At 66.9% G+C, this 17,289-nt stretch carries 17 protein-coding genes and 1 pseudogene; 10 read left to right on the top strand and 8 right to left on the bottom strand.

Features of this window, described 5'->3' with window-relative positions:
- Positions 1-17: 17 nt before the first annotated feature.
- Positions 18-782, top strand: coding sequence for a 16S rRNA (adenine(1518)-N(6)/adenine(1519)-N(6))-dimethyltransferase RsmA (rsmA, locus tag ACTIF6_RS02940; RefSeq protein WP_439586502.1), 765 nt, complete (start codon positions 18-20; stop codon positions 780-782).
- Between the two features lie 192 nt (positions 783-974).
- Here rsmA and ACTIF6_RS02935 read toward each other — a convergent pair.
- The 5 genes and pseudogenes from ACTIF6_RS02935 to bfr all read right to left on the bottom strand — a co-directional run.
- Positions 975-1,370, bottom strand: a pseudogene (locus tag ACTIF6_RS02935) (barstar family protein); the annotation flags it as partial.
- A gap of 54 nt (positions 1,371-1,424) precedes the next feature.
- Entirely contained in the window at positions 1,425-1,856 is a 432-nt protein-coding gene (locus ACTIF6_RS02930; RefSeq protein ID WP_439586501.1) for a ribonuclease domain-containing protein, read from the bottom strand.
- Positions 1,857-2,077: 221 nt separating this feature from the next.
- Positions 2,078-4,399, bottom strand: a complete 2,322-nt coding sequence (locus tag ACTIF6_RS02925; RefSeq protein WP_439586500.1) for an NADP-dependent malic enzyme — start codon at positions 4,397-4,399, stop codon at positions 2,078-2,080.
- A 186-nt stretch (positions 4,400-4,585) separates the two neighbouring features.
- The gene (locus tag ACTIF6_RS02920) at positions 4,586-4,810 is read right to left on the bottom strand and encodes a (2Fe-2S)-binding protein (protein ID WP_439586499.1); all 225 of its coding nucleotides are present in this window, start codon (positions 4,808-4,810) and stop codon (positions 4,586-4,588) included.
- 122 nt (positions 4,811-4,932) lie between these two features.
- Complete coding sequence (gene bfr, locus ACTIF6_RS02915) at positions 4,933-5,409, bottom strand: bacterioferritin (RefSeq protein ID WP_439586498.1); 477 nt, start codon at positions 5,407-5,409, stop codon at positions 4,933-4,935.
- A gap of 197 nt (positions 5,410-5,606) precedes the next feature.
- On the opposite strand from bfr, the gene ACTIF6_RS02910 reads away from it, so the two are divergent.
- The 9 genes from ACTIF6_RS02910 to ACTIF6_RS02870 are packed head-to-tail and all read left to right on the top strand — an operon-like array spanning position 5,607 to position 13,626.
- Positions 5,607-7,841: a TonB-dependent hemoglobin/transferrin/lactoferrin family receptor gene (locus ACTIF6_RS02910; protein WP_439586497.1), complete on the top strand. Its 2,235-nt coding sequence runs from the start codon at positions 5,607-5,609 to the stop codon at positions 7,839-7,841.
- A gap of 33 nt (positions 7,842-7,874) precedes the next feature.
- Complete coding sequence (locus tag ACTIF6_RS02905) at positions 7,875-8,198, top strand: hypothetical protein (RefSeq protein WP_439586496.1); 324 nt, start codon at positions 7,875-7,877, stop codon at positions 8,196-8,198.
- 33 nt (positions 8,199-8,231) lie between these two features.
- Positions 8,232-9,317: a hemin-degrading factor gene (locus ACTIF6_RS02900; protein ID WP_439586495.1), complete on the top strand. Its 1,086-nt coding sequence runs from the start codon at positions 8,232-8,234 to the stop codon at positions 9,315-9,317.
- A complete protein-coding gene (locus ACTIF6_RS02895) occupies positions 9,314-9,727 on the top strand; it encodes a VOC family protein (protein ID WP_439586494.1) in 414 nt (137 codons plus the stop codon). The genes ACTIF6_RS02900 and ACTIF6_RS02895 overlap by 4 nt, the downstream gene beginning before the upstream one ends.
- A 15-nt stretch (positions 9,728-9,742) precedes the next feature.
- A complete protein-coding gene (locus tag ACTIF6_RS02890) occupies positions 9,743-10,717 on the top strand; it encodes a heme/hemin ABC transporter substrate-binding protein (RefSeq protein WP_439586493.1) in 975 nt (324 codons plus the stop codon).
- Positions 10,714-11,202, top strand: a complete 489-nt coding sequence (locus tag ACTIF6_RS02885) for a hypothetical protein (RefSeq protein WP_439586492.1) — start codon at positions 10,714-10,716, stop codon at positions 11,200-11,202. Before ACTIF6_RS02890 ends, ACTIF6_RS02885 begins: the two co-directional genes overlap by 4 nt.
- Positions 11,199-12,278, top strand: coding sequence for a FecCD family ABC transporter permease (locus ACTIF6_RS02880; RefSeq protein ID WP_439586491.1), 1,080 nt, complete (start codon positions 11,199-11,201; stop codon positions 12,276-12,278). The genes ACTIF6_RS02885 and ACTIF6_RS02880 overlap by 4 nt, the downstream gene beginning before the upstream one ends.
- The gene (locus tag ACTIF6_RS02875; RefSeq protein WP_439586490.1) at positions 12,275-13,219 is read left to right on the top strand and encodes a heme ABC transporter ATP-binding protein; all 945 of its coding nucleotides are present in this window, start codon (positions 12,275-12,277) and stop codon (positions 13,217-13,219) included. Before ACTIF6_RS02880 ends, ACTIF6_RS02875 begins: the two co-directional genes overlap by 4 nt.
- Positions 13,216-13,626: a hypothetical protein gene (locus ACTIF6_RS02870; RefSeq protein ID WP_439586489.1), complete on the top strand. Its 411-nt coding sequence runs from the start codon at positions 13,216-13,218 to the stop codon at positions 13,624-13,626. The genes ACTIF6_RS02875 and ACTIF6_RS02870 overlap by 4 nt, the downstream gene beginning before the upstream one ends.
- Here ACTIF6_RS02870 and ACTIF6_RS02865 read toward each other — a convergent pair.
- Genes ACTIF6_RS02865 through ACTIF6_RS02855 form a run of 3 tightly spaced genes read right to left on the bottom strand, consistent with a single transcriptional unit; the run spans position 13,619 to position 17,281 of the window.
- Positions 13,619-14,725, bottom strand: a complete 1,107-nt coding sequence (locus tag ACTIF6_RS02865) for a DUF1513 domain-containing protein (protein ID WP_439586488.1) — start codon at positions 14,723-14,725, stop codon at positions 13,619-13,621. The genes ACTIF6_RS02870 and ACTIF6_RS02865 overlap by 8 nt on opposite strands.
- A complete protein-coding gene (locus ACTIF6_RS02860) occupies positions 14,709-15,791 on the bottom strand; it encodes an imelysin family protein (protein ID WP_439586487.1) in 1,083 nt (360 codons plus the stop codon). Before ACTIF6_RS02860 ends, ACTIF6_RS02865 begins: the two co-directional genes overlap by 17 nt.
- Positions 15,788-17,281, bottom strand: a complete 1,494-nt coding sequence (locus ACTIF6_RS02855; RefSeq protein WP_439586486.1) for a di-heme oxidoreductase family protein — start codon at positions 17,279-17,281, stop codon at positions 15,788-15,790. Before ACTIF6_RS02855 ends, ACTIF6_RS02860 begins: the two co-directional genes overlap by 4 nt.
- Positions 17,282-17,289: the final 8 nt, after the last annotated feature.

Genomic DNA, 17,289 nt, shown 5'->3' with positions numbered 1-17,289 from the left:
GGGGCGGCCACCTGTCGATGAAACACATTGCGCGCAAGCGCTTCGGCCAGCATTTCCTGACCGACGGTGCTGTCATCGAGGCCATCGTTGAGTTGATCGCGCCACAACGCGATGACGCCATGGTGGAAATCGGGCCAGGCCTGGCCGCGCTGACCCAGCCCCTGGCCGAACGGTTGGGCCGCCTGACCGTGATCGAGCTGGACCGCGACCTTGCGGTGCGGCTGCGCAGCCACGGGCAGCTCGACGTGGTCGAATCGGACGTGCTGAAGGTGGACTTCACGACACTGGCCGGGCGCTTGGCTGCGCCACAGATCCGCGTTGTCGGCAACCTCCCGTACAACATCTCAACACCCATCCTCTTTCACCTGCTCGATCACGTGAGCGTGATCAAGGACCAGCACTTCATGCTGCAGAAGGAAGTGATTGACCGCATGGTCGCAAAGCCTGCCACCTCGGACTACAGCCGGCTCTCGGTCATGCTGCAATGGCGCTACGCCATGGAGAACGTGCTGTTCGTGCCACCGGAAAGCTTTGACCCACCACCCCGTGTGGACAGCGCCATCGTGCGCATGGTGCCGCTGGAGCAGCCGCCCGCCATCGACGTGGCGCATTACGGTGCCCTGGTGCAGACCGCCTTCAGCCAGCGCCGCAAGATCCTGCGCAACACACTGGGCCGCTGGCTCGAAGAGAAGGGCTATGCCGGCGACTTCGACCTGCAACGCCGCGCAGAGGAAGTGCCCGTCAGCGAATACGTCAGCCTCGCACAAAACACGCAGGCATGAAAAAAGCCGCTGCAAGTGCAGCGGCTTCTCAAAGATGCCATTGGGTCAGGCCGCTGCCAGCCAGTAACCGGCGTTGAACGGGCTGCTCATGCGCAGCGCCATCGGACTCACGTCCAGGATCTTGTCCGTGGGCATCGGCTCGTCGCTCTGCACTTCGATGGGCTCCTCGCCCTTGGGCGAGCGTGCCACCGAGAACGAGTAGAAGCAGCGGAACGGAATCTTGCGGTCGGACCAGTAGTCGGCGGCGTCGCGGAAGATGTCGAGCAGTTGCTCGCGCGCTTCCTTGTCGAACTTGGCGTGCGCGGGAATGTGCTCCAGCACCACGATGAACCCGGTCTGCGGGCCCGACTTGTGGACCATGTCGGTCATGCAATCGTAGAGCGCATCGAAATTCTTGCCGAAGTGCGAGGGCAAGGTGTATTGAGCGGCGATCAACTCCAGCACGTCCTGCTTGCTCTGGGCCTTGGCCAGGTTGGCGTACAGGAAGTGATGTCCCAAGTGCTCGGCCGCAGCCTGCAGGTCTTTCACGCCATGGGCGCGAATCGACTGAACGATATTGGGTCGTACGTTACGAAGTGGCGTGTCCATCTCCGCGTCTCTTTCTAAGGTCAAAGTTAAAAATCCGCTCAACTCACCCAAGACCTACTGCATCACCAGCCGGAAGCTGCTGTAGTGGTCTTCGGTGTAATAACACGCTTCAGGCCAGCGGGGTTTGAATCCGCCGCACACGATCCGCCGGGCTCCCCGGTGACTCAGGCCCGGGGTGGGTACGGTGTATTCCCGGTAGTACCCACGCTTCTGGCCGGGCAGCAACCGTTCGCGATTGCCAAATACCGAGCCGTCTTTCTCGTAACGGAAGGGGCCACCCTGACGGATCAGGCCCATCACTTCCTGGCCTTGCACCGGCAAGCCGGAGATCGACACGGGCGCTGCGGTCAGCGCCGGAGCCACTGCATCGGGTGATCGGGCTTGCACCACAAAGGTGCCCATCGTGGCCAACGCGGTGACCGCAATGGCCCAGGTGGCCACGTCCCTGACGCTCCCGATACGAGTCCGGATCTGCTGCAGATCCATGAGTTTCCCTGCTTTCTGATGCAATCAACCCGCCTCCTGCACCGCAAAAAAGTAACGATAAAGCGTTCTTTTAATCGACGATTTGGGGCGGGTTAACCCTGAAATCCAAGCTCGCTAGTGTGCCTGAGGCAGCCTGAAATTGCAAGGGCTTGCTGAAAAGGAGGGCAATTCGGGGCGTCAGAAATGTGTGTAAAAGTTAGTGCTTGCTTTTACAAAAGGCGTCAACGGGAAACGTTTGCGTCCGCCACCGTCAGGGCCGTCATGTTGACGATGCGGCGCACGGTGGCGCTTGCGGTCAGGATGTGAACCGGCTTGTCAGCGCCCAGAAGAACCGGGCCAATGGCGATGTTGCCGCCGGCGGCCGTCTTCAAGAGGTTGTACGCAATGTTCGCGGCGTCGATGTTGGGCAGGACGAGCAGGTTGGCCGCACCCTTGAGGGTCGAATTCGGCATCAGGGCCTGGCGAGCGGCGGGGTCCAATGCCACATCTCCGTGCATTTCGCCGTCCGCCTCCAGCCAGGGCGCCTGCTCGCGCAGCAGGGCCAGGGTGCGGCGCATCTTGACGGCGCTGGGTTCGTCGCTGGAGCCGAAGCTGGAGTGCGACAGCAAGGCCGCCTTGGGTTGCAGGCCGAAGCGCAGCATCTCTTCGGCTGCCATGACCGTGATCTCGCAAAGTTCTTCGGGCGTGGGGTCGTAGTTGACGTGGGTGTCGACCAGGAACACCTGCCGGCCCGGCAGCATCAGGCCATTCATGCAGGCGTAAATGCGCACGTCCTGCGCGGTGCTCGGGCTGCCACCCTCGCGCTTGCCGATCACCTGGTCGATGTATTTCAGGTGGGTATGCGTGGAGCCCCAGGTGCCGCAGATCATGCCGTCGACCTCACCCTTGTGCAGCAGCATCGAGCCGATCAGCGTGAGCCGACGGCGCATCTCGATCTTGGCGAGTTGTGCGGTCACGCCCCTGCGCTCGGTCATGCGATGGTAGGTCTGCCAGAAGTCCCGGTAGCGGTCGTCCTGTTCCACATTGACGATGTCGTAGTCGAGCTCCTCGCGCAGGCGCAGGCCGAATTTCTCGATGCGCTGGGCAATGATTTCCGGTCGACCGATGAGCGTCGGGCGCGCAAGACCTTCGTCGACGACGATCTGGCAGGCGCGCAGCACGCGTTCTTCTTCGCCCTCGGCGTAAGCCACGCGCTTGCGCTCGGCCAGCTTCGCCGCAGCGAAGATCGGTTTCATGATGGTGCCGGAGGCGAACACGAAGCTCTGCAGGCGTTCGCGGTAGGCGACCATGTCGGTCACCGGGCGCAGCGCCACGCCGCTGTCGGCGGCGGCCTGCGCCACGGCCGGTGCGATCTTCATCATCAGGCGCGGATCGAAAGGCTTGGGGATCAGGTACTCGGGGCCAAAGGCCAGCTTCTCACCCGCGTAGGCGGCCGCCACCACCTCGCTCTGTTCGGCCTGGGCCAGCTCGGCGATGGCGTGCACGGCCGCGATTTCCATCTCGTCGTTGATGGTGGATGCGCCCGCATCGAGCGCACCACGGAAAATGTACGGGAAACACAGGACGTTGTTGACCTGGTTCGGGTAGTCGGTGCGGCCGGTGGCCATGATGACGTCGTTGCGCACCGCATGCGCGTCTTCCGGCGCGATCTCGGGATTCGGGTTGGCCAGTGCGAAGATCACCGGCCTGGGGGCCATCGACGCCACCATGTCGGGCTTGAGCACGCCACCGGCCGAAAGGCCGAGGAACACGTCGGCGCCCTGGATCACCTCGGCGAGCTTGCGCTTGTCGGTCTTCTGCATGTACTGGCGCTTGTCGTCGTCCATGAGCTCCTCGCGGCCCTCGTAGACCACGCCGGCAAGGTCAGTGACGAAGACGTTCTCGCGTTTCAGGCCGACCTTGAGCAGCAGGTTCAGGCAGGCCAGGGCCGCTGCGCCCGCGCCGGAGGTCACCAGCTTGACCTGGGCAATGTCCTTGCCCGCGACCTTCAGGCCGTTGAGCATGGCGGCTGCCACCGTGATGGCCGTGCCGTGCTGGTCATCGTGGAACACAGGAATCTTCATGCGCTTGCGCAATTCGCGCTCGACATAGAAGCAGTCCGGGGCCTTGATGTCCTCGAGGTTGATCGCGCCGAATGTCGGCTCCAGGGCGGCGATCACCTCGACCAGCCTGGCCGGGTCCTTCTCGTTGATCTCGATGTCGAACACGTCGACGCCGGCGAACTTCTTGAACAGCACGCCCTTGCCTTCCATCACCGGCTTGGCAGCGAGTGGGCCGATGTCGCCCAGGCCAAGCACGGCGGTGCCGTTGGTGATGACGGCGACCAGGTTGCCTCGCGCGGTGTATTTGAAAGCGTTGACCGGATCGGCCACGATTTCCTCGCAGGGCGCAGCCACGCCGGGCGAGTAGGCGAGCGCGAGGTCGCGCTGGTTGGTGAGTTGCTTGGTGGCCGCAATCGCCACCTTGCCGGGAATGGGGAATTCGTGGTACTCGAGCGCGGCGCGGCGCAGTTCGGCGCGCTTGTTCTCAGGGCTGTTGTCCATGCTCATTCTCGTGTCTCCAGCGAGTTGTTATCTTGCGATGCGGAACGGGATCGCGCATTCTAAAGCGACGATCGGGAAAACCCTAGTGCGTAAAACCGCGTAAAGCGTTGCAACGCCTTTGACGGTTCAGGTGGGAATGTGCCCGGCGGGCACGCGATCTGGCAAGGCGCAGTATGCGCCTGCTGTTCAGGCCGTGGCGGCCTGGGCCGGCAACGCGGCAGGGTGCAGTTTGATGTGGGCCACGGCCTGGTGCGGCGTGCATTCCGACCACAGCGAGCGTGCGCAGGATTCGCATTGCCCGCACTGCGTGGCCACGCCGAGTTCGAGCTGGATGTCGTCGAACGCCATGCCCGACCGCGCACAACGTGCGATGGTCTGGTCACTGACGCGATGGCAAACGCAAACGATCATGGTGGGAGCAGGCAGATGGCAGGAATGGAGAAGATGCCTGCAAATGATAATTGATCGTATTCAATAGACGAAAAAAACCCCGCTCCATGGCGGGGTTTAGGCGGACAGGCGGTGGCGGCCCGTCAGCTGGCCGAGCCCATCTGGCTTTGCAGGTAATTCTGCAGGCCCACTTTGCCGACCAGCTCGATCTGGGTCTCCAGGAAGTCGATGTGCTCTTCCGTGTCGTCCAGGATGTCCTGCAACAGGTCGCGCGAGACGTAGTCGCGCACCGTTTCGCAGTGGGCGATGCCGTCCTTGATGGTTTTCTGCGCGCCCTGCTCCAGCGCCAGGTCGCTCTTGAGGATCTCGGGCACGTCTTCGCCAATGTTCAGCTTGCCCAGATCCTGCAGGTTCGGCAGGCCGTCGAGCGTGAAGATGCGGTCCATCAGCTTGTCGGCGTGCTTCATCTCGCCGATGGATTCGGCGTATTCCTTGGCGGCGAGCTTGTCCAGCCCCCAGTGCTTGAGCATGCGGTAGTGGACGAAGTACTGGTTGATGGCGGTCAACTCGTTCTTGAGCTGGGCCTGAAGGTGGCCAATGGCCTTGGCATCGCCTTTCATGGAGGAGTCCTTTCGTTTTTTCTGGGAAGAGGGCCGCATTGTGCGCGTTGCGGTCGGCCATTTCAGTCTTGAGAATCGATTCGACTTGCAAATGAGAATCGTTCTCATATAATAACTTTTCGCCAGCCAACGTCCGGGAGTCATGCCCGAGGTCGCGACGCCAGCCTTGCCCTCCAACCCCGGACCCTGGTGCTGTCGTGATCCTTCTTCTTTCATCCTCTCCTCCGCTTCTTTCTCCTGGTGTTTCCCGCTGGCGGCTCAGCCCGCTGCTCCTGGCCTGTGCGGCCGCCCTGGCCGCACCCGCATTTGCGCAGACGGCTGCCAACAGCACTTTGCGCGAAGTCGTGGTCAGCGGCGCTCGCAGTGAACGCGCGCTCGAAGACGTGCCCGCCGCCATTGATGTGTTGACCGAGGAAGACCTCGACCCCGCCCGTGTGCAGAACATCCGCGATCTGGTGCAGGAGTTGCCCAACGTGAGCGTCAAGCGAGCGCCCGTGCGCTTTGGTGGCGTGAGTGGCAACGTGGGTCGGGATGGCAACGCGGGCTTCAACATCCGCGGGCTGGAGGGCAACCGTGTGCTGCTGACGATCGACGGCATCCGCGTGCCGCGCGAACTCGTCAGCGGGGTGTTCGGTCCCGCGGCCTTCGGACGGGACTACTACGACATCGGGCTCATCTCGCGGGTAGAGATCTTGCGTGGCGCCAATTCCGCGCTGTACGGCTCCGACGGTCTGGCGGGCATGGTGGCCATGTTCACCACCGAACCCAGAAGCCTGCTCAAGCCTGGTCAGGCGCTGGGCGGACGGGTGGGCCTGAGCTACGACGGCCAGGATAAAACCCGCCGGCTCGGCGCCACGCTCGCCGGCGCGCCCAGCGACACCCTGCAGTGGCTGGGCAGTGTGCAGGTCGGTCGCAGCGAGGCGCTGGACAACCAGGGCACCAACTACTCGCTCAACAGCAACCGCACGGCACCCAATCCGCAGAAGGACAAGAACGTCTCGCTGCTCGGCAAACTGGTGCTCACGCCCGGCGCCGGTCAGCGTCATGTGTTCACCGCGGAACACGTGGACAAACGCGGCAAGATCGAGGCTTACACGGGCCGCGCACCAGCGGTCACCACAGCGACCCACGTGGGTGATCTGGACGGTACTTCCGAGATGGCCCGCACGCGCCTCAGCTGGGACGGCCGTTTTCCCGTGGCTTCGGCCTGGGCCGATGAAGTGCGCGCCATGGTGGGCCTGCAATCGTCGGATGCGCAGGAAGTGGCCCGTGAGCTGCGCCCACTGCAGCCCGCAGCCACACAGAACCGCGTGCGCGATGTGACCTACACCGAACGCACGATCCAGGCCGTGCTGCAGGCCGAGAAGCTGCGCTCACTCGGTGGCACCTGGAGCCAGAAGCTGGTGTATGGCGTGGATGTGTCGCGCGCGCACATGGACAACCTGGTCACGGGTGTGAACGGACCTGCTTACGAGGCCTACCCGCTCAAGCGCTTCCCCAAGACGGTGGAGACCACTTCGGCGCTGTTCGTGCAGAGCGAATTCGCCAATGACCGCTGGAGCCTGATCCCTGCGTTGCGCTACGACCGCGTCTCGCTCGACGCAGAAGCCGACCCGCTGTATCCCATGCAGCCCGCGTCCTTGTCCAACGGCGCACTCACGCCCAAGCTGGGCGCGATCTGGCGCGGTGGCGAAGCGTGGAGCGTGTTCGCCAGTCTGGCGGCCGGGTTCAAGTCGCCCAATCCGCTGCAGCTCAACAACTATTTCCAGAATCCGCTGGGCAACTACGAGGCGATCCCCAACCCGAACCTGCGTCCGGAGAAGAGCCGCACGTTCGAACTGGGCGCACGGGGCAAGTCGGAGGGATTCGACTGGGAAGCCGTGGCCTTCACCGGCCGTTACAAGGACTTCATCGAAGACCTGGTCACGGTGCAGACCGCGCCAAGGACGCAGTTCCAGTCGGTCAACCGCCAGTCGGTCACCTTGCGCGGCTTCGAGCTCAAGGGCTCAGCACGGCTCACGGCCAACACCACCGTGCGCGCGGCCTACGGGCAGACCAAGGGCACCGACACCGCGCTCAACCAGCCGCTGAACTCGGTCAACCCCGCCAAACTGGTGCTGGGCGTGGACCACCGAGTGGGCGACTGGTCGCTCGGCGCTTCGTTGGCCCACAGCCTGAAGAAGTCGACCGAGGACATCGACTACACCGGCGCGGCCAACCAGTTCGCCACGCCCGCCTACACCACGCTGGACCTGCGCGCGAGCTGGCGCGTGACCCGTTCCACCCGCCTCAGTGCGGCCATTCACAACGTGACCGACCGCAAGTACTGGGAGTGGACCAACGTGCGCAGCGTGGCCGGGAACTCGCCCGTGCTCGATGCCTACACCGCACCGGGCCGCGCGTTCTCGGTGGCGCTGGTCACCGACTTCTAGGGCCTGTTCCTAGCCAACTCAAGGAGAGCCGCCATGCAGACCGATCCGCACACCGACAGCGCCGACGAGGAATACACATTGCCCAGCGTGGAGGCCCTGCTGGCCGGCACCCTGGCGCTCATGACCGGTTACGCGCAGAGTGCGCGCGATTGTCCGCACCGTCCGCTGATGGCGCGCAAGCTGGTGTCGAACCTGTTCTACCTGTCGGCCCATCCGCAGCTGTCGTCGCCCATGCAGGTGATGCTGGCCAACCTGCGCACGCGCTGGCAGCTCGAGGTGGAAAGCGCCGTCGATGCGGCGGCTGCGGACGTGAGACCCACGCCCTTGTGGCATTCCGTACCCGCCAGCGTGCAGTAACGCGGCGCCCCGTTTCCCAACCAGGAGAAGACCATGAATCCCCACGACATTCGCACCGCATTCCAGGCCGCGCGCGCCAGCGGGCTGCGGGCCAAGGAAGCCGCCGAGTCGATCGGCCTGGGTGAAGGCGCGGCCATGGGTGCACACCGCGGTGCGCACGAGGCACCGCTGCAGGCCATCGCGCTGAAACCCGACTGGCTGGGTCTGCTGCAATCGCTGGAAGCCTGCGGGCCGCTCATGGCACTCACGCGCAACGAGACCGTGGTGCATGAGAAGACAGGGGTGTACCAGAAGGTGTCTGCCAGCGGCCACATCGGTCTCGCGTTGGGGGAAGAGATCGACCTGCGCCTGTTTTTCAGCCAGTGGCACGCCGGCTTTGCCGTGGCCGAGTCCATGAAGTCGCAACCCGGCATGGCGCCCCCGAGCCTGCAATTCTTCGACCGGCATGGCATGGCTGTGCACAAGATCTTCGTGCGCGAGCAGACCGATCTGGCGGCGTGGCAGCGCGTGATCGCGCAGCACAGCGACGACCAGCGCGAGATCGAATTCCAGGCGCGTGCCGAGACCACGGCCGCGGCGCCGCAGCCGCTGGTTGACAGCGCAGCGTTCCATGCCGCCTGGGGCGCCATGACCGACACGCACCAGTTCTTTCCCTTGCTCAAGCAGTTCGGCCTGGAGCGCCAGCAGGGCTTCCGGCTGGTGGAGGGCCGCTTCACCCACCGCGTGGAAAAGGCCGCTGTGCGCGAGCTGCTGATGGAAGCCGCGTTCGACGGCACGCCCATCATGGTCTTCGTCGGCAGCCCGGGCTGCATCCAGATCCACACCGGTCCGGTCAAGCGCATCGAGCCCATGGAGATCCAGGGCAAGACCTGGCTCAACATCCTCGACGCCGGCTTCAATCTGCACCTGCGGGAAGACCTGATCCAGGACGTGTGGGTGGTGGAGAAGCCGACCAGCGATGGCGTGGTGACCTCGGTGGAAGCCTTCGACGCGCGCGGGGAACTCATGGCCATGTTCTTCGGCGCGCGCAAGCCGGGCCAGAGCGAACTCGCAGCCTGGCGCCACATCGTCGCGCACCTGCAAGGCGCGGGCCAGGCGCAGGACACGGTGTCAGCGTGAGCACGTCGAGTCTCAAGGCCGTTGAAATCAAGGCCTTCGTGCCCGCGAAGGACTTCGCGCTGTCCAAGCGCTTCTACGCAGACCTGGGTTTCACCCAGCGATCGGAAGGCGGTGGCGTGGCGTACTTCGTCGTGGGCGGCTGTCCTTTCCTGCTGCAGGACTTCTACGACCGCGCACTGGCCGAAAACCTCGCCATGCACCTGCTGGTGCCGGACGTGCAGGCCTGGCGCGCGCATGTGGACGCGCAAGACCTGGCCGGACGCTATGGCGTGCGCATCACGCCGGTGACGGCACAGCCTTGGGGCATCACCGAGTTCGTGGTGATCGATCCCTCGGGCGTGTGCTGGCACATCGGACAGAACACGCCCGGCTTCGAGCACGTGGGCCGCCTGTCAGACGCATCGCAATGAACGCCTCCACCCGCCATGAAACACCTGCTCCCGCCACCCCCATCCGGCAACACCTCGCGCAGAAGCGCGCTGCGAAAGCTCTCGTTCGGCGCACTGGCTGGCTCGGCAGCGGCAACCGCTGGATGGCCTTTGCTGCTGAGGGCTGCGCCTGCGGCTGCGAACAGCCCGAACCCCAGCGCCGGCTCCGCCGCTGAACGCGGCGCGCTGCCGCGCCTGATCACGGTGGGCGGTGGCATCACCGAAGTGGTCTACGTGCTCGGTGCGCAAGACCAGCTGGTGGGCACCGACACCACCAGCCTGTACCCGGCTGCCGCGTTGTCCACGCCCAAGGTGGGCTACATGCGCCAGCTCTCGGCCGAAGGGCTGCTCTCCCTGCGGCCCGATGCCGTCATCGCCGGCAGCGACGCCGGGCCGCCTGTGGTGCTGGATCAGTTGCGAAGCGCCGGTGTGCGCGTGGAGCTGGTGGTGTCCGACCACAGCTGGGCCGAGGTGGAGCGCAAGGTGGCGGCGGTGGGTCGCGCGTCGGGCCGCGAGGCGGCGGCGCGCGAACTGCAGGCCCGGCTGGATGCGCGCTGGCAGGCCGTAACGTCGCGGGTGCGCGCTGCGAAGGGGCCGGGTCCGCGAGTGTTGTTCGTGCTTTCGCACAGCGGCAGCCCCACCGTGGCGGGCGAGCAGACCGCCGCCGACGCCATGATCCGTTTCGCGGGTGGGCGCAACGTCATGAGCGGCTTCAAGGGCTACCGGCCCATGACGGCCGAGGCCATGGCAGCGGCCGCACCGGACGTGATCCTCACGACCACACAGGGCATCGAAGCGCTGGGCGGCGAAGCGAAGTTCTGGCAGCGGCCCGAGCTCGCGCTCACGCCGGTCTTCCAGCGTCGTGCTTCCCCGGGGGCGCTGGTGCATCTGGATGCGCTGGAGTTGATCGGCTTCGGTCCGCGCCTGCCCGACGTGGTGGAGCGCGTGCACGAGAGGTTGCGCCCGGCATGAGCATGTCCACACCTTTCGTCAATGTGCGCACGCCCTGCCTTGCGCGTGCCGTGGCCGACTACACCCAGGTGCTGGGCTTCGAGTGTCTGCAGCAGGTGCCAGGCGTCTATGCGCGCCTCGTGCACGGCCCGTTGTGCGTGCAGCTCTGGGCCTGTGGCGCCGTGCCGGGGCGTTGGGAGCGCGTCTCACCGCAACACAAGGCCTTCGAGCCTGGCCACCATCGCGTGGAGATCGTGGGCATCCATGCCTTGCACGAGCGATTGCGCAAGGCACTGCTCGCGCCCTGCCGCACCTCGCTGGCTGGTCGCTCGGCGCTGCACGCGCACCGGCTCGATGCCGCCGCACCCGAATGGCAGCCCTGGGGAGCCTGGGAGGCGCGCGTGCAGGATGTCGATGGCAATGTGCTGCACCTGATCGATCGCGCCGCCTGGCTCCCCGATCCGAACTGGCAACCCCCGTCGAGCGCGCAGCGCGCCGTGCCATGACTCAGGCCGCTGCCGTGGCTTCCTCGCCGGGTCCGTTTCGCGCGCGCCGCCTGTCCGGTTCCGCGTTGTTGCTCTGGCTGGCCGCCGTGCTCATCGCCACGCTGCTGTGGGCGAGCGGCCAGGGCGCTTACAGCTTGCCGCTCGGTGCCCTGCCCGGTGTGCTGATGGGCATGGGCAACGGTGCCATGCAGAGCGGTGCCGAACTGGTTTTCTTCAACATCCGCCTGCCACGTCTGGTGCTGGGTCTGGTGGCAGGCGCAGGGCTGGGTCTGGCCGGCGCCCTGATGCAGGGTCTGTTCCGCAATCCTCTGGCCGACCCGGGCCTGATCGGCGTGAGTGGCGGTGCAGCGCTGGCTGCCGGCGTCACCATCGTCCTGGGCAGCGTGTGGTTTCCCGACCTGCCTCGTGCCATGGGCAGCTGGACGCTGGTGCTCATGGCCTTTTGCGGCGGCCTCTCGGTGACGGTGCTCATCTACCTGCTCTCGCGCGGCGAAGGCGGCACGCGGGTGGGGATGATGCTGCTGGCGGGTATCGCGGTGAATGCGCTGGCCGGCGCGGGCCTGGGCCTGCTCAACTTCCTGGCCACCGACGAACAGTTGCGCAACCTGCAGTTCTGGCTGCTCGGCAGCCTGGGCGGCGCGCGCTGGAGCGCGGTCGCGCTGGTGGGCGTCATCACCGCGTTCGCGGGTGTCGTGGGCCTGCGCCTGGCGCGCGCGCTCAATGCGCTGGCGCTGGGCGAGGCACAGGCGGTGCTGCTGGGCGTGCCGATCGAGCGCGTCAAGCAGACGGCCATCGTGGTCACCGCGCTGGCCGTGGGCGCGGTCACCGCCACCACCGGCATCATCGGTTTCATCGGGCTGGTGGCGCCGCACATGGTGCGCCTGCTCGCCGGTCCCGACCACCGCTGGGTGCTGCCGGGCTCGGCGCTGCTGGGTGCCGTGCTCGTGCTGCTGGCCGATGCCGTGGCGCGCACCATCCTGCAACCCGCCGAACTGCCGCTGGGCGTGCTCACCGCGCTGGTGGGCGTGCCCTTCTTCCTGGCACTGCTGCGCGGTGCGGCCGGGAGGCGGCTGTGAACGCCCGCCTGCTCGATGCCGACTGGCGCAGCGCCTGCGGCGACATGCCCGCGGGCGAACGTCCCTTGTGGCTCGATGACGATGAGGATGGGTCCACCGAGGAGCCGGTGGTGCCCGAGGGCGTCGGATTGCACGCGCGTGGTGTGGTGGTGCGTGCCGGTACCAGCACCTTGCTGGAGGGCGTGGACCTGCAACTGGCGTGCGGCGAGGTGGGCGTCATCCTGGGGCCGAACGGAGCGGGCAAATCGACGCTGCTCGCCGTGCTCGCTGGCCTGCGCGCGCCGGATCAGGGCGGCGTCTCGCTCAACGGCCAACGCGTGACACGTGGACGGGTGGGCCCGCTCGCGCGCTGCCGCGCCGTGCTGCCGCAGGAAACCGCCGTCGCCTTCGACTTTCGCGTGCAGGAGGTGGTGGAGCTTGGCCGCTATCCGCACATCCACGCCCCCTCGCGCCAGGAGAAAGACATCGTGCAGGCCGCCATGGTGGCCACCGGCGTGGCCACCATGGCCGATCGTCCGGTGGGCAGCCTCAGCGGCGGTGAGCGAGCGCGGGTGCAGCTGGCGCGCGTGATGGCGCAGATCTGGGAGCCCAGTGCCGATGGCGCACCGCGCTGGCTGCTGCTGGACGAACCCACCGCTGCGCTCGATCTTCGCCACCAGCACGACACCCTGCGCACGGTGCGCCGTTGGGCGCGTGAACAGGGCGTGGGCGTTGTCGCTGTGCTGCACGACCTCAACCTTGCGCTGCGCTACGCCGACCGAGCCTGGGTGCTGGATGGCGGCGCTCTCCAGGCCAGTGGTGTGCCAGCGCGTGTGCTCACGCCGCATCTCGTGCAACGCGTATGGCAGGTGCAGGCCGACACCGTGCGCGCGGCCGATGGTGTGAACCAGTTGCTCATTGCGGCCGGTGTGCCGCCAGACACCGGGAAGGAACTGCCATGACATCAATCTCCACCGTCCACCTCGCTGCGCGGCACGACAGCGTGGCCGCACGCGAACTGGCGCAGGAACACGGCGCCCTGACCCGCCAGATGGCCAGCCTGCAGCGCCGCGTGAGCGAGCAGGTGCGCGCACAGGCGCAGCAACTGGCAGCACTGGAGGAAGAAGTGGTGTGCCTGCGCGGCCAGCTCATCGTGACGCGCACCTGCATGCTCTGGGGCCTGGGCGTGGCCGGTGTGGCCCGCCCGATGCCGCGCCGACCACATGCGCCGGTGATTGCCGCCCAGGAGCCCATGGCCGAAGCCAGCAGCGTGATCTGCCAGACCGGCTGCGTGGGCCATGCCCATCCGTGGCTGGAGGCCGATGGTCAGTGCCGACGCACGGGCGTGGCGTGCAACCAGGTCACATAGCCATCCAGTGGTTGTCGAACTGAAGCCGAACGGTCGATCGGGCTTCGGTGCTCTCAGGAGCACACCACACGCCTTCCGCTCCGCTGGCCCACCAGTGACCCTCGTCGGCGGCCAGCGCATACGCCTCGCGATGAGACTGGTTCCGGGACCAGCGAGCGCTGGCGTCGAACAACGCCAGCGTGTCCGCTCGCGGGCAGCTCACCACGAAACCGCCGCCGGGCAGCGCGCAGATGTCGCCGCCGTAGCCTTGAACGGCGGGTTGCTCCTGCGCGACCTGCAGCCGCTGGCCGTTCCACACCGCGAGCACGGGTGCGCGCTGTTTGGCGTCCGCATCGGGGTGTTCGGCCTGCAGCGCGATGCCCACGGTGTTCGACGCCGCATCCCAGGCCAAGTGGCGGATGCTGAGGAAGGGATCGTCCAGGCGCCACTGGCCCAGCAACGCGCCGTTGCGCGGATCGAGTGCCACCAGCGAAGCGTCCATGCGATCGAGCGACCGCTTGCTGCGGCCGGTTTCGGGCAGCGTGGGAATGCCGCCATTGGCCACCAACAGGCTGCCGGCGGGCATGTCGCCCACGCGCTGCGGCAGCAGCAGGAATTCGTGCGGATCCATGCCATGGGTGGCCCATTCGGCGCGCTTCTCCAGCGTCTTCGCATCGCGCGCGGCCAGGCGGCCCTGCGCGGTGTCGAGGTCGGTCTCGGTGGTCCAGATCATCTGGCCGTCGGGGCTGGCGGCGGCGTGGCCGTTGAAGCGGCGGTCGTCTTCGATCCAGTGCCATTGGGTCTGGCCGCTGGCGGGATGCCAGCGCAACAGCCAGTCGCCGGGGCGCCGCGCGGTGGCGAGCACGCTGCCACCGGCTTCCACCATCAGGCCGTGTGCGCGCGTGGGCACGGCGAGTTCGCGTTGCACTGACCAGCGCGAACCTTCCAGTGCGATCACGCCGATGCGCTGCTCGTTCGATGCCTGCCAGGCCGCAAGCAGGCGCGTGGGGCGCGCGGGCGTGGTGGTGGCCCAGGTGGGCGCGAGGCCCATCGCCGCCGTGGCCAACAGCCATTGGCGGCGCGACAGCAGCACGAAGGCGCCTTCAGTCTCCATCGGCATCGGAGAAGCCCAGAGGCACGTCGAGCGCGGCGGCCACTTCGTTCTGGAACAGCACCGTCACGGCCTTCATGGATTTCGTGACGGCGAGCAGCTCGCGCTCGTTCGAACGCGGCGTGAGCTTGTCCATGCCGGCCGTCACCTGGTCCAGCGCCTGGCCCCACTTCTGCGCCAGCGCGAGTTGGCCGCGGCCCATCAGCAGCGCTTCCATCGGCACGAGCGCGCTGCCTGCAGCAGGCGGCGATGAACCAGGTGGCAGGCGGCCTTGCGCGAGCAGGCTCTGCCATTGCGCGCGCCAGTCGCGCAGACCACTTTCGCGGTCGAGCCGCGCATACGGCACCGGTGTGCCTTTGGCGGCGTTGCCTGTGGTCTGGTGGGTGGTGATGGGCTTTTCGATGTGCGCCCAGCGCAGCCGTTCCAGGCCGGCCAGCCACTGGTTCACCCACTCGGCCAGCGAGCCAGTGGTGGCCTCGGGCTCGTCGTCCCATTCCTTGCCGGCCCAGGTACCCAGTTCGTTGTGGAGTTCGCGTGCCTCGGCCGCGATGCCTTGTGCCACCAGTTCGGCGTAGCGGCAGGCCGCAGCCGGTGCGGGCTGGCGGCTCGCCGCCCACTGGTTCATCAGCACCTCGAACGCGGGGAAACCTTTGGCTGGCGTGCCCACGCGGTCCATGTCGGCCAGCGTGGCCGGTGCTTTCTCCAGCGAGCGGCGCAGCAGATCGGGGCGCGTGGGCCAGAAGTCGATCTGGCGCTGCGAGCGCCGCGTGATCAGCGGGCCCACGGCGGGCGTGGACAGGGTTTCCCAGCTGACCAGCGTGTTCTGCCACTGCGCGCGCAGTGCGGGCAACGTGGCCTGGCCTTTGCAATGCTCGGTGGTGGTCTCCACCAGGCGATCGGCCTGGGCCAGGAAGTCTTTCGCCAGCGGCGGCAGGTGGTGCGTGTAGAGGCTTTGCATGGCCTGTTCGGCCGAGTAGTACGGCGCTGCCACCACCGGCGCGGTGACCTGCGCGGTGGCCGCCGACAGGCCGCAGGTCAGCGCGGCGGCGCACAGCGCGCGAATGAGTTGGGTCATAGCGACTCCACGAATTTCACCAGCGCCTGACGGTCGCCCGGTTTCATCTTGAGCACCTGCTCTTTCGATGTCTGCGCTTCCCCGCCGTGCCAGAGGATGGCTTCCAGCACGCCGTTGGCGCGACCATCGTGCAACAGCCGCTGGTGGCCGTTCACATCCTTGATCAGGCCGATGCCCCAGAGCGGGGGCGTCTTCCACTGGCTGCCGCTGGCCTGGAAATCCGGGCGGCCATCGGCGAGGTCGGGACCCATGTCGTGCAGCAGCAGGTCGGTGTAAGGCCAGATGCGCTGGCCCTTCAGTGCGGGGCTGGTGAGCCGGGGGAACGGGCCTTCGGCGGTGACGTAGCTCGGTCGATGGCAGGCGGCGCATTGCGCCTGCGCGAACAGCGCCTGTCCGCGCAGCACCTCGGCGTTGTTCACGTTGCGCCGCGCCGCCGGCGCCAGCGTGGCCTGGTAGAAGACCACGTGCTCCAGCGTCTCGTCGTCGATCTCCGGCGCCCTGGCGCTCGCCGAGGACGCGGGCACGATGCCGTCGCGCCCGCTGGTCTTGCCGCCGCCGTGCGGTGCGGCCAGGCAGTCTTTCTGCGTGGGTGTGCAGGTCTCTTGCGGAAACGCGTTCGAGGTGATGCCGATGTCGCCATGGAAGGCGGCGGCGGTCTGGTGCGCGATGGTGGCCACGTTGGCCTTCCAGCCGAAGCGGCCGATGCGTTCCTCATTGGCGAACACATCCCACACGCGGTTGGGCTGGCCCTTGATGGGGCCGGGTGCGGCGGCCTGCTCGCGCGCGTTGCGCAGGATCTCCGCTTCCGGAATCGCTTCCAGCAGCCCGATGCCGGCGATCTGCGGAGCGATGCGCGGGCTGACCATGAGGCCGTGCGCGAACGGTCCGTAGGCGAGGTCGGTGAGTGTGTAGATCGGCTGTTGCAGCGTGTAGCGCGTGCCATCGGCAAACCGGCCGTGGATGGCCCGCTGGCGCATCTCCACGCGGCCTTCGGGCTTGACGCCCTGGATCGCCGCGTTGTTGAACTGGTCGCCGTACACCGGGTCGGGCCGCACGCCGGCCTTGGGGTCGGGTGCGCCCGCTACCGACAGGCGCATGAGCAGGGCCACCGTGCCCTCGGGCTCGGCGCCCAGCGTGTTTTTCCAATCAGGTGGCGCGCCCCGGCCATCGAGCACGTGGCAACCCGCGCAGGACCGCGCGATGAAATGCGGGCCGAGGCCGTCGCGCGCCGTGGTCGAAGCCGGCGCCTCGACCCAATTGCGCTTGAAGAACGAGTTGCCGATCACGAAGCGCGTGCGCCCCGGATCGTCCAGATTGGCCAGCGGGAACGAGAACGCGTTCTTGCCGGTGGCGTACACCGTGGTGACGCCGCCGGTCTTTTCGCCCAGCGGGTCGGGCGCTTCGTCGGCATGCAGCCACACGGCGACGCCGCAGCCGGTGGTCAGAACCACCGCAGCGACCAGCCGCCGGGTGGCGGTCAGCGATTTCATGGTGTCCT

Source organism: Hydrogenophaga sp. (genome assembly GCF_051860785.1).
Lineage (GTDB): Bacteria > Pseudomonadota > Gammaproteobacteria > Burkholderiales > Burkholderiaceae_C > Hydrogenophaga.
This window is presented reverse-complemented; position numbering and strand designations above follow the sequence as displayed.

Coding starts and splice junctions, on each gene's coding strand:
- ACTIF6_RS02920 (WP_439586499.1), bottom strand. CDS start 4,810: ATGATCGTTTGCGTTTGCCATCGCGTCAGTGACCAGACCATCGCACGT.
- ACTIF6_RS02905 (WP_439586496.1), top strand. CDS start 7,875: ATGCAGACCGATCCGCACACCGACAGCGCCGACGAGGAATACACATTG.
- ACTIF6_RS02900 (WP_439586495.1), top strand. CDS start 8,232: ATGAATCCCCACGACATTCGCACCGCATTCCAGGCCGCGCGCGCCAGC.
- ACTIF6_RS02925 (WP_439586500.1), bottom strand. CDS start 4,399: ATGGACAACAGCCCTGAGAACAAGCGCGCCGAACTGCGCCGCGCCGCG.
- ACTIF6_RS02870 (WP_439586489.1), top strand. CDS start 13,216: ATGACATCAATCTCCACCGTCCACCTCGCTGCGCGGCACGACAGCGTG.
- ACTIF6_RS02885 (WP_439586492.1), top strand. CDS start 10,714: ATGAGCATGTCCACACCTTTCGTCAATGTGCGCACGCCCTGCCTTGCG.
- ACTIF6_RS02880 (WP_439586491.1), top strand. CDS start 11,199: ATGACTCAGGCCGCTGCCGTGGCTTCCTCGCCGGGTCCGTTTCGCGCG.
- ACTIF6_RS02890 (WP_439586493.1), top strand. CDS start 9,743: ATGAAACACCTGCTCCCGCCACCCCCATCCGGCAACACCTCGCGCAGA.
- ACTIF6_RS02865 (WP_439586488.1), bottom strand. CDS start 14,725: ATGCCGATGGAGACTGAAGGCGCCTTCGTGCTGCTGTCGCGCCGCCAA.
- ACTIF6_RS02930 (WP_439586501.1), bottom strand. CDS start 1,856: ATGGATCTGCAGCAGATCCGGACTCGTATCGGGAGCGTCAGGGACGTG.
- ACTIF6_RS02860 (WP_439586487.1), bottom strand. CDS start 15,791: ATGACCCAACTCATTCGCGCGCTGTGCGCCGCCGCGCTGACCTGCGGC.
- bfr (WP_439586498.1), bottom strand. CDS start 5,409: ATGAAAGGCGATGCCAAGGCCATTGGCCACCTTCAGGCCCAGCTCAAG.
- ACTIF6_RS02855 (WP_439586486.1), bottom strand. CDS start 17,281: ATGAAATCGCTGACCGCCACCCGGCGGCTGGTCGCTGCGGTGGTTCTG.
- rsmA (WP_439586502.1), top strand. CDS start 18: ATGAAACACATTGCGCGCAAGCGCTTCGGCCAGCATTTCCTGACCGAC.